The following is a 16170-nucleotide window of genomic DNA, read 5'->3' as shown; positions in this document are numbered from 1 at the left end:
GAGTGCGCGCCCCGTCGTCGGTCTTTTCAGTCCTGCAATGGTGTCGCGGCGCTGGGTACGAGCGGTGTGCGCATGTAGAGTGCGTCGATCTCGGCGGCGAAGCGCTTCTCCGCCTCGGCGCGGCGCACCTTGAGCGAAGGCGTGAGCAGGCCGTTGGCCACCGTGAAGTCCGTGGACAGCACCTCGAAGGTACGGATCGACTCTGCTCGGGAGACCGCCTCATTGGTGCGCGCCACCGCCCGTTCCAGCGCCGCACGCACCCGCGGGTCCCGGGAAGCGTCGACGACGCTCATCTCCTCCAGTCCGTGGGAGGACAGCCACAGTGGCAGCATCTCGGCATCCAGGGTGACGAGCGCCCCGACGCAGGGCCGGTTATCACCCACCACGAGCACCTGGCTGACCAGCGGGTGCCCCCGCAGCCGGTTCTCCAGCGGCGCCGGGGCGACGTTCTTGCCGCCGGCGGTCACGATGAGCTCCTTCTTGCGCCCGGTGATGCGCAAGAACCCCTCGGCGCTCTCGAAGGAGCCGATATCTCCGGTACGCAGCCACCCGTCGTCGGTGAAGGCCTCGGCGGTGGCGCCCGGGTTGTTGTGGTACCCGGTGAAGGTGCCGATACCCCGAACCATGATCTCCCCATCCGCACCCAGCCTGACCGCACAGCCCGGGAGCGGTGTGCCGACGGTGCCGATCCGGGTGGCGCCGGGCAGGTTCACGGTGCACGGACCCATGGTCTCGGTCAGACCGTAACCCTCCAGGACGGTCACGCCGGCACCGCGGTAGAAGTGCCCCAGGCGCTCGCCCAGTGGTCCGCCCCCGGAGATCACGTGGGTGACTCGTCCACCCAGGACGGAGCGCAAGGCGGAGAAGACGAATCGGTCGAAGGCCGCGCGCTGGGCCCTCAGTCTGCGAGAGGGGCCCTCGGGAGTGTCCAGGGCTCGTGAGTAGGCGATCGCGGTCTTGGCCGCCAGACGGAAGACCTTCTGCCTGGCTCCGGTCGTCTTGGCGTCAGCGGCGTTGTAGATCTTCTCGAAGACGCGAGGCACGGCCAGGACCGCGCTGGGCTGGAAGGAGCCCAGGTCGTTGACGAGATTACGCACGTCGGGCACGTGGCCCAGTACGCCCGAGCGTGAGCACACGATCGCGATCTCCACGAACCGGCCGAGCACATGGGCCAGCGGCAGGAACAGCAGAAAGCGGACCTCGGCCCCGCCCAAGACCTCGGGCACGTGCGGGCAGACGTTGACGCACAGGTGCACGAGGTTGCCGTGGCTGAGCTCGACGCCCTTAGGACGGCCCGTCGTGCCGGAGGTGTAGACGATGGTGGCCGGGGACTGTGAGGTCAGGGCCGCGCTGCGCCGGTCGAGCTTTCCGGGGTCCACGCCGCGGCCCGCCTCGATGAGCCCAAGGACGTCCTCGCGCTCCACGCACAGGACCTGCAGGTCCGCCAGCTCGGGCACGGTGGAGGTCAACGCGCCGACCATGGAGGCCATGGCCTCGTTCTCCACGACGATGAGCCTCACGCCGGCATCGGAGAGAATCCACTGGGCCTGTTCGGCTGAGGAGGTCTCGTAGACGGGAACCACCACCAGGCCCGCCTCCCAGGCGGCGAAGTCCAGTAGTGTCCACTCATACGAGGTGTGCGACATGATGCCGATGGCATCGCCGGGCTCGAGCCCCTTAGCCACGAGTCCCGCGGCGACCTCGCGTACCTGGGTGCGGAAGGCGCTCGCGCTCATCTCCCGCCAACGCCGCCCCAATGGGGACTTGCGGGCGATGAGTCCACCGTCGGGATTGCGGCGCGCGCGCTCTGCCAGTGCCCAGGGCGTCGTCATGCCGTCGTGAACCGGGACCAGGGGCTCGGTGGCGTACTCCCCGGAAGGGGCGGAGGAGACTGTATCGGCCGGGGATGTGGAGACGTCGGTCATGGTAGAGAGTATGCCCGCCTCGAACGGTCGATGGCGGCTGCGCCCTCTTACTCCTGCGGTCCCTTGCGCGTGGAGGAGTAGATGTCCGCGATGACCTCGGCATGTGCCTCCATCACCGGGCCGCGTTTGACCTTCAGCGAGGGCGTGAGCAGGCCGTTGGCCTCGGTGAAATCAGTGGTCAGTACCCGGAAGGTGCGGATCGACTCGGCCCGGGAGACCGCGCGGTTCGTGCGTGTCACGGCCCGGTCCAGAGCGGCGAGCACCTGTGGGTGGGCGGACGCCTCGACGACGTCCATCGCCGGCAGCCCGTGGTTGCGCAGCCACTGGGGGAGCATCTCCTTGTCCAGCGTGATGAGCGCGGAGATGAAGGGCTCTCCGTCACCGACGACGAGCACCTGGCTGATGAGCGGGTGGCCGCGCAGCCGGTCCTCGAGCTGGGTGGGGGCGACGTTCTTGCCGCCGGCGGTGACGATGAGCTCCTTCTTGCGCCCGGTGATGCGCAGGTAACCGTCGTCGTCGAGAGCACCGATGTCGCCGGTGCGGAACCAGCCGTCCGCCGTGAAGGACTCCTGCGTCGCCTTGGGGTTCTTGTGGTAGGTGGAGAAGACGCCCAGGCCACGGACCTGAATCTCGTCGTCCTCTCCGATGCGGATCTCGTTGCCGCACACGGGCGGGCCGACGGTGCCGATCTTGTTGAGCCAGTCGGCGTTGACACTGATCGGACCGATCGTCTCGGTCAGGCCGTAGCCCTCCAGCACAACCAGTCCCAGACCTCGGTAGAAGTGGCCCAGGCGCTGACCCAGGGGACCGCCGCCGGAGACGATGAATCGGGCGTTGGATCCCAGGAGGGCCCGGATCCTACGGAACACCAGGCGGTCGGCGACCACGTGCGCCCGCCGCAGGGAGCGGGAGGGGCCGGCCGGGGTGTCCAGGGCCCGGGAGTAGGTGATGGCGACCTTGGCGGCCCAGCGGAACAGCTTGAGCCTGGCACCGCCTCCGGCCTTGGCGTCGGCGGCGTTGTAGATCTTCTCCAGGACGCGCGGCACGGCCAAGACGTAGGAGGGAGCGAAGGACTGCAGGTCCGGCAGGAGCGTCTTGACGTCGGGGGTGTGCCCCAGTACGCCCTCGCCGGCCAGGGACAGCAGCTGGAGGCAGCGGGCGTAGACGTGGGCCAGCGGCAGGAACAGCAGCAGTCGCACATTACTGCCCCACAGGACGCCGGACAGGTAGCGTACCCCGTGGTAGGGGACACCGACGGCGTTGCGGTGGGTGAGCTCCACACCCTTGGGACGGCCGGTGGTGCCCGAGGTGTAGATGATGGAGTAGATGTCGTCGACCTTGAGGGCGTTGGAGCGCTGATCGACCTGCGAGGGGCTGACTCCCGAACCGGCCTGAACGATCGTCGTGATGGCGTCGGAGTCCAGTGCGAGAACCTTCACCGGGTGCTCGACGTCGGCGACGGCGCCACGTACGAGCTCGGCCAGCGTGCCGCTCTCAGTGATGACCAGGCACACGTCGGAGTCGGTGACGATCCACTCGACCTGCTCAGCCGAGCTCGTCTCGTAGATGGGGACGGAGATCAGGCCCGCACGGGCGATGGCCATGTCCAGCAGGAACCAGTCATAGGAGGTGTGCGCCATGATGCCGACGGCGCTGCCCGCCTCAAGACCCATGCCGATGAGGCCCGCGGCCACATGGGCGACCTCCTCACCAAAGGCACGGGCCGAGACCTCCTGCCAGTCGCCTGACACGGAGGACTTGCGGGCCACGAGCGGCTTGTCGCCGCTGCGGGCGATGCGGTCGGCGAGCAGCCACGGAACCGACCAGTGCGCCTCGGGCTGGAAGGGGATCTCGGTGCTGGAGACCCCGCCGGTCATGTGGCCGGGGTAGCGCGGCGACCTGGTGCCGGTGCCTGGGGATGAGGAGGGGTGAGAGCTCACGATCTCATTGTGTCAGGCCGATGGAGAGGCGACGTTCCATTGAGGTGAGAGATCCGGGGGACGGCTGTGGAGGTTTTCACAGGCGGTGTGCGGCGATCTCGTGGAGTCCGTGCGGCGGCGATGTCGGGTGGGACGTGGTCGGCGTGAGAGTTCCTCTCAAAGGACGAGGGATCACGAAGTCGAAATGTATTGACGGCCCGGTTACCGGTGTGTAACGTGAGTTACATGTTCGAGTCGACGCGCGTCGACAGCCTGGTCTCATGTGAAAGAGGGGCCAGCAATGGTTTCAAGGAGGAAACACACATGACACGCCTTCCCCGCCGCCAGTTCATGCAGGGGTCGATCCTGGCTACCGCCCTGGCGGCCACGGCCTCCTGCTCGAAGAAGAGCGGCGGCACTGACAGCGGACCCGTGTCCTTCGAGGGCACCGGTCCGATCACCTGGGTCCAGGGCAAGGACAACTCTGCCGGCAAGGTTCAGGCTCGTATCGATGAGTGGAACAAGGCCAACCCCGATGAGCAGGTCAAGCTCATCGAGCTCTCCTCCGAGGCCGACCAGCAGCGCACTTCTCTCATCGACAACGCCAAGACCAACTCCAGCACTTATGACGTCATCTCGGTGGACAATGTCTGGGTCTCCGAGTTCGCCGCCAATCGCTGGATCGTTGAGCTTCCCGAGGATGAGCTCAAGAATGACGACATCATCGAGCCCGTCTGGCAGACCGGAGTCTACAAGGACAAGCTCTTCGCCGTTCCGTACAAGACGGATGCCCCGGTGATGTTCTACCGCAAGGACTTCCTGGCGGAGGCCGGCGTCGCGGTCCCCAAGACCTGGGACGAGGTGAAGGCCGCCATTGATGCGGTCAGGGCCCTGCCGGGGCATGAGTCCATCGGCGGATTCGGCGGCCAGTTCGCCAAGTACGAGGGACTCACCTGCAACGCTGCCGAGTTCATCCATACCGCTGGTGGCGACTTCTACAGCGATGACAGTAAGGTGGTCGTCAACTCACAGGAGTCCATCAAGGGTGTCCAGTGGCTCGTCGACGGCTTCTCCCAGGGATACATTCCCAAGGAGTCCTTGGAGTGGAAGGAGGAGGACGGCCGTAACGCCTTTGAGGCCGGCAACCTTCTCTTCTATCGTCAGTGGCCCTACCAGTACGCCAACAACCTTGAGGCACTGGGGACGGACAAGTTCGATGTCGCCGCGCTGCCGAGCATTGACGGCAAGCCCTTTGTCCCCACCCTGGGCGGGCACAACTGCGCCATCACTCAGGGCTCGAAGAACAAGGCCACCGCCCTGAAGTTCGTCAAGTGGTGGATCAGCAAGGAATCCGAGAAGTACGCCCTGGACACTCAGACCCTCGCGCCGGTTCTCGGGTCGCTCTACGAGGACGCTGAACTGCTGCAGAAGTTCCCCTACCTGACCATCCTCCGGGAGAGTCTCAAGAATGCCAAGAGCCGTCCGCATGCGGTCCTCTACGGGGATGTGACTGCGGCGATTCAGAACGCCATCTACCCGGTGATCCAGAATCCGGGCAGCAAGTCACCGAAGGACGCCATCGTCTCCTTGGAGGAGGAGCTGAAGAAGCTGGAGTCCTGAAGCAACCCTCTGTGGGCCGATGATACGTCGCGGTTCTTTTGTGGGAAAGCGCGCCGCCCCGCCGGGCGCCGTGTTGTTTCCGTCGTCCTCGTGGCGGCTGCGCTTTCCCTCACGGTCTCGGCAACCCAATCAAGGAAATCCATGAGTACAACGACGCTTCCTTCTTCCTCAAAGGCCGTCAATCGTCAGTCCAAGAACGCCAAGGCTCAGGCGCGGCTCGCCTGGTTGCTCATCACACCGACCGTTCTGGTCCTGACGATTGTCATCCTGATACCTATTTTCCAGTCACTCCAGCAATCCATGTTCGGCAAGGCGGGGGTGGACCCGGAGACGGGCTTCGTCTCCGACACCGAGCCGTTCATCGGGATGAGGAACTACACCGATATCTTCACCGAGGCCGGTGGCCGCTTCTGGACTGCCGCCTACAACACGACACTGTTCGGAGTGGTAACAGTCGCCCTGGAGACCATTCTCGGTGTGGCCATGGCGCTCATCATGCACAGGGCGATGAAGGGCCGCGGTATTGTGCGCGCCTCCATCCTCGTGCCCTGGGCGATCCCCACAGCCGTCTCCGCCATCCTGTGGGGCTGGATCTTCAACCAGAAAGGCGTCGCCAATGCCATTCTGGGGCAACACATCATGTGGGCCTCGGGCGGGTTCAGCGCGAAGATGGCCATCATCATCGCCGACGTGTGGAAGACGGCCCCCTACATCGGACTGCTCACTCTGGCCGGGCTTCAGCTCATCCCCGACGAGGTCTACGAGGCGGCCAAGATCGACGGTGCGAGCGCCTGGAGGCGTTTCACCTCCATCACCCTGCCTCTGGTCAAGCCCGTGCTCGTGGTGGCGGTTCTCTTCCGCGCCCTGGACGCCCTGCGCATGTTCGACCTGCCCTACATCCTCATCGGTCCCAGGAAGGACAGCGTGGAGACCCTCTCCATGCTCGTCCAGGATGAGGCCTCCAACCTGAGGTATGGCAGTGCCGCGGCCTACGCCCTCATCCTGTTCCTCTACGTCTTCGTCTTCGCCGTCGCGTTCCTGAAGATCACCAACACCGACCTCAGCGGCAACGATGAGGCTCGACGCAAGCGCAATGAGCGCAAGCTGCCGGTCAGCGCCTTCTTCAAACGCTCCGGCTCCTCTACTCCTGCCCCTCGGACGGCTACTGAAAGGAGTCAGCAGGCATGAGCACCTCCACCGCCGCACCGGTCCGCAAGACCAAGAGGAACTGGGGGAACATCTTCTCCATCGTCGGCATCGCCCTCATCGTCATCTACTGCCTGGCGCCCTTCTACTGGATGCTGGTGTCCTCCCTGCGTCCTGACAAGGAGATCTTCGATAACAGCTGGTGGCCTCAGCACGTCTCCTTTGAGAACTACAAGGCGGTCTTCTCCTCGAAGAATGACTTCGGAAACGGACTCATCAACTCACTCATCGTCTCGATCGTCGTGACGGTCGTCGCCCTCCTGGTAGCGACTTTCACGGCCTACGCACTCGCTCGTCTGAGCTTCCGGGGGAAAGGCCTTCTCCTGCTGCTGGTCATCGCGACCTCGATGTTCCCTCTGGTAGCCATTATCGTGCCCCTGTTGAAGAACTTCTCCGAATGGGGGTGGACGGACACCTACCAGGCGATGATCGTTCCTGATCTGTCCTTCTCCCTGCCCCTGGCCGTGTGGAACCTGACGAGCTTCTTCCGGCAAATGCCCCAGGAGCTCGAGCAGTCCGCCATGGTTGACGGGTGCACCCCCGGCCAGGCCTTCCGCAAGGTCATCCTCCCGCTGGCGGCACCGGGGATCTTCACCACCGCCATCATTATCTTCATCGGTGCCTGGAACGAGTTCCTCGTCGCGGTCACCATGATCACCAATCCCAGTATGCAGCCGGCCACGGTGCTGCTATCGAAGTTCACCGGCGCGTCCCAGTTCAACACGCCCTTCGGATCCCAGATGGCGGCCGGTGTCATCATGACGCTGCCGCTGGTCCTCATGGTGCTCCTCTTCCAGCGCCGCATCGTGGCGGGTCTGGCCGCCGGCGGCCTCAAGCAGTAGCGCCGACGCCGGCTGCGGCCCGAACCGCTATAGGGTTCGCACGTCACAGCGTCTCTCTGCGGGGTGGCAGCACCAAGCCGCCCCGCAGAGGACATCTGACCTCCTCGCCCTCACCTCGCCGCAGCACCGCGGCCCGATCAGGACCCACCTATGACCTCAACCGATGACTCCCGCTCCCAGAACCTCCCGCCGCGAACAGACACTGACGCCTGGTGGCGCGACGCCGTTGTCTACCAGATCTATCCACGCTCCTTCGCCGACGCCAATGGCGACGGAATCGGCGATATCCAGGGAATCCGTGAGCACGTCGACCACTTAACCGCGCTTGGAGTCGACGCCGTGTGGCTCTCACCCTTCTACCCCTCGCCCCAGGTAGACGCCGGCTACGATGTCTCCGACTACTTCGACCTGGCCCCTGAGTACGGGTCCCTGGAGGATCTTGACGCTCTCATCGCCGATCTCCATCAAGCCGGCATCCGGGTGGTCATAGATCTGGTCCCCAACCACTCCTCCGACCGGCACGAGTGGTTCCAGGCCGCTCTGGCGGCGGGTCCTGGTTCCCCAGAGCGTGACCGCTACATCTTCCGCCACAGCGTCAACGGCGCCCCGAACAACTGGGGCTCGCTGTTCGGGGGCCCCGCCTGGCAACCAGTGGAGCCCCTCACTGGGCGAAGCGAGGACCGGGACTGGTACTACCTGCACCTGTTCGCGGCCGAGCAGCCCGACTTCAACTGGTCCAACGAGGACGTCCACGAGCACTTCCGCTCCTTCCTGCGCTTCTGGGTGAGGCGCGGCATCGACGGATTCCGTGTGGACGTTGCCCACGGCCTGGTCAAGGCCGAGGGGCTGCCCGACGACGACCTCGGTCCGGACCGGTGGAACGTCGTCGGCGCCGAGGGCGGGGGCGGGAGTGAAAACCTTCCTGACGTTGGCCCCGCCTTCAACCAGCCCGGGGTCCACGACATCTACCGCGAGTGGCGCCGCGTGCTGGATGAGATGGGAACGGACATCCTCATGGTTGCCGAGGCCTGGGTGCCCACCGAGGCGGATGCCGCCCTGTACGTGCGCGCCGACGAGATGAGCCAGGCCTTCAACTTCCCCTTCCTGGACGCCGGGTGGGACGCCGTCGAGCTGCGCCGGGTCATCGACGTCTCCCTGACCGAGTACGGTGCCGTTGGGGCTCCGGCCACCTGGGTACTGTCCAACCACGACGTCGTGCGCCACGCCTCCCGCCTGGCCTACCCCGCCGAGATGGACACCGATCCTGGGATCGGGCCGAAGGACCCCCAGCCCGACGCCGAACTCGGCCTGGCCCGGGCCCGCGCCGCCACCCTGTTCATGCTGGGCCTGCCCGGCAGCGCCTACCTCTACCAGGGTGAGGAGCTGGGGCTGCCCGAGCACACCACCATGGAGGATGAGGCCCGCCAGGACCCCCTGTGGGAGCGCACCGACCACCTCGTGACGGGGCGCGATGGCTGCCGGGTTCCCCTGCCCTGGACACGGGACGGGGTCTCCTACGGTTACAGCACCACCGGCCGCACCTGGCTGCCCCAGCCCGAGGGGTGGGGCAGCTACTCGCCGGAGGCCCAGGAGGGACACGAGGACTCCACCCTCAGCCTGTACCGGAGGGCCATCGCCCTGCGCCGAGAGCGCCGGCTCGGGCGTGGTTCAGTGGAGTGGCTTCCGGCTGAGCCCGGGGTCCTGCACCTGCGCAACGGCAGCACCGGCGTCGCCCTCAACACCGCCGAGCAGCCGGTGACTCTCAAGGGCTCCGGTAGCCTGCTGCTCACCTCCTGGCACCAGGATGACAGGGGTGATGCGGGTGCCGTCGTCCTGCCGCCCAACGGCGCCTGTTGGCTGGATCTGCCCGCCGGAGGACCCGATGGCGGCGACCCGCGCTGACGTGGCCAGGGCGGCGGGGGTGTCGCCATCGACCGTCACCTATGTCCTGACCGGCCAGCGCTCGACGCGTTCCAGCACACGCGAACGGGTCATGCGGGCCGTGCGTGAGCTCGACTATCACCCCAACACCGCTGCCCGATCACTGGCCTCCCCGCTGCTGCGTACTGTGGGGGTCCTGTTTCGGCGTCAGCGCTCGACCATCGATGCCAACGACCTCGACTACGTCGACGGAGTGCGCCGGGCCCTGGAACCCAGCGGGATCCAGGTCGTCATCCCGGTCATGACCTCCTCGGCACCGCTGACCGAGCTGCATGCGCTTGTCCGCTCAGGCTCCCTGGGAGGGGTCGTCCTCATGGACGTGGCCCAGGGCGACGAGCGCGAGAAGATGCTCCTGGAGGAGAGGATCCCCGCCGTCCTCATCGGATCCTCAGGTCTCAGTGGAGGTACCCCGTGCGTTGACACCGACTTCGCACAGATGGCACACGCGGCGGTGTCGCACCTGGCCGGCCTCGGGCACCGGCGTGTCATTGCGCTCATGCGGGAGACCGCACATGACGACTCCCATGCACGCCAGGACCAGGCCCGTGAGCTCCTGCGGGCTGCCGATGACCTGGGGATGGACGTCCTGGTGCATCAGGTGCCGGAGCTGGCACTGGCCGGCAGTGACGTCGTGGGGGCAGGAGGCCTGGTGGAGGGGTGCACCGCCGTCATCTCCAACAACCCGGCCGCCTGCATGGGACTTGCCTGCGCGGCACACGCCCACGGACTGTCCATTCCTGCTGACCTGTCCGTGCTCACACTCGGGGTCACGGAGTACCGCGGGCGGCAGGGGGAGGCCTTCAGTGAGTTGAGTGTGGACCGTGAGTCGATGGGAACCGCCGTCGGAACCCTGCTGCTGACCCGTCTGAGGGGAGAACCCGATCCGGCCGAACGCAGCACGCTCATGTCCGCAGTGCTGAATGACCGTGGTTCCACGGCACACTACTGGGGTTGAGGGGCAGATGCGAAACCACCCGGATCGTCGCATGATCTGCCAGACTCGACGGTGAGGGTGCGGCGTTGAAGGAGAAGGGATGACGCGGAGCAGGACCCGCGTGGTCAACACTCTGATCGTCCTTCTGAGCGTGGCCGTGGTCTGCCTGGCCTTACTCCCGTGGCTGATCCCCAGGATCCAGGAGGCGGTGCGGGACAAACCCGACCCCGGCCGGGTCCTGACGGCTATCAGGGAGCATCAGGCGGTGCTGGACGCCGAGTGGACCGATACGGAGGCCTCCACCGAGGCTTCTCCGCCCACACGGGCCGAGACGACCATCCGCGATCTGCGTGAGCGGCTGGCTCAAGACGGCATTCCGGCGACCTCTGCAACGAGCGAGGTCAAGCGCATCAGGGCCACCTACCAGGATGACGACAGCGTCCATGTGATAGCCGAGGTCTCCACGTCCAAGACCTACGCAGACGGTTCCGGCACGACCAGTGTGGAGACGAACCTCCACATCCTCGCCCTCACCGGGAACGATGCCGACGGCTACACCGTGGTTCGTGACGAGATCGTCGATCCGGCGCGTCCCAGCCCTCCCGATGACATCCGCCACCGCGCCGACCTGATGGCGCTAGGACTGAGCATCGTGTTCGCCCTCATCACCGTCATCGCGATGGTGCTGTCCTGGCGGGGCCGTGCCCATCTGCCCCGTGGCCTCGCCTGGCCGCGGTATAGCGGTATCTTCGCTCTGGCGGTCGGTTTCGCCTGGGCGTACACGGTGGGCAATGCCCGCATCCTGGACGACTTCGGGGGCAGCACACTGAGTTGTAACGGGGAACGTTTCGACTCGCTCGACTCCCGGCTCATCCCCTTCTACTCCCATGACTGCGTGACTCAGAGCCGCATCGACGTGCTTGCGGCCCTGCTGGCTGCCGTGGTCATCGTCCTCATCGAGTACCGGATCCTGTTGAGACTCGAGGCGAGAACCGATCCGTGAGCCTGTCCGGTGCGTCCTAGAACGACGACGGTGACGCCGCCCCGCCCTGGGATGGCGCCACCGTTCGTCAGAAGACCGGTTGCTAGCGGTTCACTTCTTCTTGGCCGGCTTGGCCGGGGCCTCGCCGAGCTCGGCGGCCGTGACCGTCACCAGTGCGGCTCCGTCGGCCGACTCGGAGTCCGCCGCCTGGGCGGCCTGCTCGACGGTGAAGGGGCCGGTGACCTTGGCGGCCTCCGTCAGGTCCGCACGCACCGCCTCGATGGCCTCGGCGTACTCGGGCCGGTCGGCGGCGACAGCCAGCGTCACCGAGAGGATCGGCGTCTTCTGGCTCGTCTTTGCCTCCGACTTCACCTTGCGTAGCGCCGCCAGGGCGGTTCCGGCGCGGGCGACCAGTTCGGCGTCGGCCCCGGCGGAGGCCTCACGCAGGCCGACTGACTGCGGCCAGGCCGCCCGGTGCACCGAGCTGCTGCGGTACCAGCTCCACACCTCCTCGGTGGCAAACGGCAGGAAGGGGGCCAGCAGACGCACGAAGGTGTCCACCGCGATCGCCAGCGTCGCCCGCGCCGAGCGGACGGCCTCGGGCTCGTGAGAGCCGTCGAAGTCGTTGGCACGGTCCTTGACCAGCTCGATGTAGTCGTCGCAGAAGGTCCAGAAGAAGGATTCGGTGACCTCCAGGGCGCGTGCGTGCCCGAACTCCTCGAAGGCCGCCGTGGCAGTGTCGACGACGTCGGCCAGCGCGGCCAGGACCGCGCGGTCGATCGGCTCGCTGACCACCGAGGCGTCCAGGCAGGGGGCGGGTGCCGCGGCCACGGTGGCCTCGTCGGCGTCCCAGGGGATCCCCATGGACAGGGCGAACTTGGAGGCGTTGAGGACCTTGATGGCCAGGCGGCGGCCGATCTTGATCTGGGTCTCCTCGAAGGCCGCGTCCAGGCCCAGGCGCGCCGAGCTGGCCCAGTAGCGCACGGCGTCGGAGCCGTACTGCTCCAGCAGGCCCATGGGGGTGACCACATTGCCCTTCGACTTGGACATCTTCTTGTGGTCGGAGTCCAGGATCCAGCCGGACAGGCCGGCATTCCGCCACGGCAAGGCCGCGAACTCCAGATCGGCGCGCACCACCGAGGTGAACAGCCAGGTGCGAATGATGTCCTGACCCTGCGGGCGCAGGTCCATTGGGTAGACCCGCCCGAAGAGGTCCTCATCGCTCAGCCATCCCGAGGCCAGCTGGGGCGACAGGGAGGAGGTGGCCCAGGTGTCCATGATGTCGAGCTCGCCGACGAAGCCGCCGGGCCTGCCGCGCTGGTCCTCGGTGTAGCCGGCCGGGACGTCGGAGGAGGGGTCCACCGGCAGCTCGGACTCGTCCGGGGTCAGGACCGCGTCGTAGTCGACCTCGCCGTCGGAGCCGACCTTGTACCACAGCGGGAAGGGGACGCCGAAGAAGCGCTGGCGCGAGACCAGCCAGTCGTTGTTGAGGCCCCGCACCCAGTTCTCGTAGCGCACGCGCATGAAGTCGGGGTGGAAATCGAGCTCGCGGCCGCGCTCGAGCAGCTCGTCGCGCAGGTCGGTGCCGGAGGCCGGGTTCGTCCACTTCTTGCCGCCGTTGCGGATGTACCACTGGCGGGAGGTGACGATCTCCAGGGGCTTGTCGCCCTTCTCGAAGAAGTTCGTCTGACGCACAGTCTTGGTGGGCTCACCGCGCATCTCACCGGTCTGCGCCAGACGGGCCACGAGGGCCTCGCGGGCGGAGAAGGCGGTCTTGCCGGCCATTGCCTCATACATCTCGCGGCCCGCCTCGGAGGTGATCCACTCGGGCGTCTCGGTCTCGATGCGCCCGTCCTTGCGCAGGATGGCGCGCAGCGGCAGCTGCAGGTCGCGCCACCAGTCGATGTCCGTGGTGTCACCGAAGGTGCAGCACATGGCGATGCCGGCGCCCTTGTCCTTCTCCGCGGCCGGGTGCGGCAGGACCGGCACCTCGACGCCGAATACGGGGGAGGAGACCCTGGTGCCGAACAGGGGCTGGTAGCGCTCGTCGTCGGGGTGGGCCACCAGGGCCACGCAGGCGGGCAGCAGCTCGGGGCGGGTGGTCTCGATGCATACGTCGACGCCGTTCTCCACCGGGGCGCCGGCGGCCTCGGCCTTGGCGGCGGCCTCCTCATCGACGATGTGGAAGGCCAGACGGTGGTAGAAGCCGGGGTACTCGCGAGACTCCAGCTCGGCCTGGGCCACCGCCGTCTGGAAAGTGACGTCCCACAGGCCGGGTGCCGCCGCCTGGTAGGCCTCACCACGCTCAAGGTTGCGCAGGAAGGCGGTCTGGGCGACCTTGCAGGCTCGCTCACCAATGGTCTGGTAGGTGTGCGACCAGTCCACGCTCAGGCCGAGCCGGCGCCACAGGGCCTCGAACTGCTTCTCGTCCTCGACCGTGAGGAGCTCGCACAGCTCGACGAAGTTGCGACGCGAGACCGGCACCTGGTCGCGGGCCTTGATCGACTTGCCCTCGCCACCGGTGTGCGGCGGGGTGAAGTCCGGGTCGTAGGGCAGGGAGGGGTCGCAGCGCACCCCGAAGTAGTTCTGGACGCGGCGTTCGGTGGGCAGGCCGTTGTCGTCCCAGCCCATGGGGTAGAACACCGCCTTGCCGCGCATGCGCTGGAAGCGGGCCACCGTGTCGGTGTGGGTGTAGGAGAAGACGTGCCCCACGTGCAGGGAGCCGGAGACCGTCGGTGGCGGGGTGTCGATGGAGAAGACCTCCGCGCGCTCGGCGCTGCGGTCGAAGGCGTAGGTCCCCTCGGACTCCCAGCGCTCGCCCCAGGTGGTCTCCAGGCCGTCGGTCGACACCTTGGCCGGCACTCGCGGGCCGTGAGGCTCGGAGGGCAGCAGACGGCTGGACGATAACGGGGGAGCGGTGGGGCTCGTGGGGGTCTCAGACATGGGGTCGATTCTGTCACGGCGCTGCCGGAGGCCTCGACACGGCCCGGTGTGAGGTCGGCAGAGGTCAGCAGGGGCCAGTGGCGCTCGTCCGTGTCCGGAGTGCTGTTCCTGGTTACGAAACGACTGTGGATTGGTACGCTTGTACCAGTGAGGGCAAGGGTCGATGAGGACTGGGCCAGGGCAGTCCGGTAGTCAAGGAGGACGCGTATGAAAGACGAGCCGGTGGAGTACAAGGACTCAGAAGGGGAGACGCTGTTGGGTGTCTCCAGGAACCCGTCTGCGGAGGTTGCCAGAGATGTCAGTGCGGACGTGACCGACCGGCTGCATGAGCTCACCGAGCATGCCGGTGTGCTCAGCCGCAAGAACACCCACCTGGCCAACGCCCTGCGAGCGGCGCGCCAGGAGCTGGCTGCCCTCCATGAGGACATCAAGGCCCTGCAGCTTCCGCCCCTGGCGCACGCCACCGTCCTGGCTGTAGACGTCACGGCGCGCACCGCCGACGTCTCCATCGCCGGGCGGCGCCACCGGGTGGGTGTGGGGCCCTCCGTCGTGGCCTCCTCCCTGCACCCGGGCGACGACGTCGTCCTCAACGAGCACCTCGTCATCACCGCCACCTGCCCCTCGCCGCGCTTCGGCGAGGTCGTCACCGTCAAGGAGACCTATGATGACGGCACCGTCCTGGTCCTGGCCCGCCACGACGAGGAGCAGGTCCTCACTCTCTCGGCGGTCCTGACCGACCGCCGCCCCCGGGTCGGCGACGCGCTCGTGGCCGACCTGGCCGTGCGCATGGCGCTGCGCCCCGTGGTGCGCTCCGAGGTCGAGGAGCTCGTCCTGGAGGAGGTGCCCGACGTCGGATATGAGGACATCGGTGGACTGGGTGAGCAGATCGAGCTCATCCGCGACGCCGTCGAGCTGCCCTTCCTGCATCCCGACCTCTACCGCGAGCACCGGCTCACCCCACCGCGCGGCGTGCTGCTCTACGGGCCGCCCGGCTGCGGCAAGACGCTCATCGCCAAGGCGGTTGCCGCATCCCTGGGCGCCGGTGGCCGGGGCGAGGCCTACTTCCTCAACATCAAGGGCCCCCAGCTGCTGGACAAGTACGTGGGGGAGACCGAGCGGCGCATCCGCGTCATCTTCGCCCGTGCCCGGGAGAAGGCCGCCACCGGGGTCCCCGTCGTCGTCTTCTTCGATGAGATGGACTCCCTGTTCCGCACTCGCGGGTCCGGGCGGTCCTCGGACGTGGAGACCACCGTGGTTCCGCAGATGCTCGCTGAGATCGACGGCGTCGACGAGCTCGACAACGTCGTGGTCATCGGGGCCACCAACCGGGAGGACATGATCGACCCGGCGATCCTGCGACCGGGGCGCCTGGACGTCAAGATCCGTATCGGCCGACCGGACCGGGACGGCGCCGCCGAGATCCTGGCGACCTACCTGACGCCCGACCTCCCGATCAGCCAGGAGCTCCTGGCCGCCCACGGCAGCGCGCAGGGAGCGGTGGACGCTCTCATCGACCAGGTGGTCGAGGCCCTTTACGCCCGCCGCCGCGCCACCGAGATGGTCGAGCTCACCCGCTCCGACGGACAGGTGGAGATCCTCCACGTCGCCGACCTCGTCAGCGGTGCCATGCTCGCCAACATCGTCGATCGGGCCAAGAAGGCGGCGGTCAAGGACCTGGTCACCAGCGGGAGGCGCGGTCTGACGCAGGAGCACCTGCACCGCGCCGTCATCGAGGAGATCATGGAGAACGAGGGTCTGCCCGCTACCGTCCACCCCGACGACTGGGCCCGCGTCAGTGGGCGGCGCGGCGCCCCGGTGACCTCCATGACCGTGCTCCAGCGCCCCCGGGAGGAGTGAG

At 67.0% G+C, this 16170-nt stretch carries 10 protein-coding genes; 7 read left to right on the top strand and 3 right to left on the bottom strand.

Features of this window, described 5'->3' with window-relative positions:
• Positions 1-26: 26 nt before the first annotated feature.
• Positions 27-1925, bottom strand: coding sequence for a long-chain fatty acid--CoA ligase (locus RWR81_RS01525; protein ID WP_314453388.1), 1899 nt, complete (start codon positions 1923-1925; stop codon positions 27-29).
• Between the two features lie 47 nt (positions 1926-1972).
• On the bottom strand, positions 1973-3865 hold the full coding sequence (locus RWR81_RS01520) for an AMP-dependent synthetase/ligase (protein WP_314453386.1): 1893 nt from the start codon (positions 3863-3865) through the stop codon (positions 1973-1975).
• Between the two features lie 303 nt (positions 3866-4168).
• Here RWR81_RS01520 and RWR81_RS01515 point away from each other — a divergent pair, with 303 nt between their 5' ends.
• The 6 genes from RWR81_RS01515 to RWR81_RS01490 all read left to right on the top strand — a co-directional run bounded on the left by RWR81_RS01515 (position 4169) and on the right by RWR81_RS01490 (position 11390).
• Complete coding sequence (locus tag RWR81_RS01515; RefSeq protein WP_314453383.1) at positions 4169-5464, top strand: ABC transporter substrate-binding protein; 1296 nt, start codon at positions 4169-4171, stop codon at positions 5462-5464.
• Between the two features lie 141 nt (positions 5465-5605).
• Complete coding sequence (locus RWR81_RS01510) at positions 5606-6652, top strand: sugar ABC transporter permease (RefSeq protein WP_314453380.1); 1047 nt, start codon at positions 5606-5608, stop codon at positions 6650-6652.
• Positions 6649-7512 (top strand): carbohydrate ABC transporter permease, encoded by an 864-nt coding sequence (locus tag RWR81_RS01505; protein ID WP_314453378.1) that lies wholly within the window; start codon positions 6649-6651, stop codon positions 7510-7512. Before RWR81_RS01510 ends, RWR81_RS01505 begins: the two co-directional genes overlap by 4 nt.
• Positions 7513-7662: 150 nt before the next feature.
• Positions 7663-9414, top strand: coding sequence for a glycoside hydrolase family 13 protein (locus RWR81_RS01500; protein WP_314453376.1), 1752 nt, complete (start codon positions 7663-7665; stop codon positions 9412-9414).
• Positions 9395-10408: a LacI family DNA-binding transcriptional regulator gene (locus tag RWR81_RS01495; protein ID WP_314453373.1), complete on the top strand. Its 1014-nt coding sequence runs from the start codon at positions 9395-9397 to the stop codon at positions 10406-10408. Before RWR81_RS01500 ends, RWR81_RS01495 begins: the two co-directional genes overlap by 20 nt.
• A 79-nt stretch (positions 10409-10487) precedes the next feature.
• Positions 10488-11390, top strand: coding sequence for a hypothetical protein (locus tag RWR81_RS01490; RefSeq protein ID WP_314453370.1), 903 nt, complete (start codon positions 10488-10490; stop codon positions 11388-11390).
• A 90-nt stretch (positions 11391-11480) separates the two neighbouring features.
• Here the strand turns inward: RWR81_RS01490 and valS are convergent, their stop codons facing one another.
• The gene (valS, locus tag RWR81_RS01485) at positions 11481-14312 is read right to left on the bottom strand and encodes a valine--tRNA ligase (RefSeq protein WP_314453367.1); all 2832 of its coding nucleotides are present in this window, start codon (positions 14310-14312) and stop codon (positions 11481-11483) included.
• A 207-nt stretch (positions 14313-14519) separates the two neighbouring features.
• Between valS and arc the strand changes: the two genes are divergently transcribed.
• Positions 14520-16169 carry a proteasome ATPase gene (arc, locus tag RWR81_RS01480; RefSeq protein WP_314453364.1) on the top strand — a complete coding sequence of 550 codons (1650 nt, stop codon included), beginning with the start codon at positions 14520-14522 and terminating at the stop codon, positions 16167-16169.
• Position 16170 lies beyond the last annotated feature (1 nt).

The sequence above is a fragment of the uncultured Actinomyces sp. genome (assembly GCF_963526355.1).
Lineage (GTDB): Bacteria > Actinomycetota > Actinomycetes > Actinomycetales > Actinomycetaceae > Actinomyces.
Note: the sequence above shows the minus strand (reverse complement) of the source record. Positions and strands in the feature narration are given on the sequence as shown.

What these genes read in the sequence shown, in the direction of transcription:
- RWR81_RS01525 (WP_314453388.1), bottom strand. Translation starts at nt 1,925, where the DNA reads ATGACCGACGTCTCCACATCCCCGGCCGATACAGTCTCCTCCGCCCCT.
- RWR81_RS01515 (WP_314453383.1), top strand. Translation starts at nt 4,169, where the DNA reads ATGACACGCCTTCCCCGCCGCCAGTTCATGCAGGGGTCGATCCTGGCT.
- RWR81_RS01510 (WP_314453380.1), top strand. Translation starts at nt 5,606, where the DNA reads ATGAGTACAACGACGCTTCCTTCTTCCTCAAAGGCCGTCAATCGTCAG.
- RWR81_RS01505 (WP_314453378.1), top strand. Translation starts at nt 6,649, where the DNA reads ATGAGCACCTCCACCGCCGCACCGGTCCGCAAGACCAAGAGGAACTGG.
- RWR81_RS01500 (WP_314453376.1), top strand. Translation starts at nt 7,663, where the DNA reads ATGACCTCAACCGATGACTCCCGCTCCCAGAACCTCCCGCCGCGAACA.
- RWR81_RS01495 (WP_314453373.1), top strand. Translation starts at nt 9,395, where the DNA reads ATGGCGGCGACCCGCGCTGACGTGGCCAGGGCGGCGGGGGTGTCGCCA.
- RWR81_RS01490 (WP_314453370.1), top strand. Translation starts at nt 10,488, where the DNA reads ATGACGCGGAGCAGGACCCGCGTGGTCAACACTCTGATCGTCCTTCTG.
- valS (WP_314453367.1), bottom strand. Translation starts at nt 14,312, where the DNA reads ATGTCTGAGACCCCCACGAGCCCCACCGCTCCCCCGTTATCGTCCAGC.
- arc (WP_314453364.1), top strand. Translation starts at nt 14,520, where the DNA reads ATGAAAGACGAGCCGGTGGAGTACAAGGACTCAGAAGGGGAGACGCTG.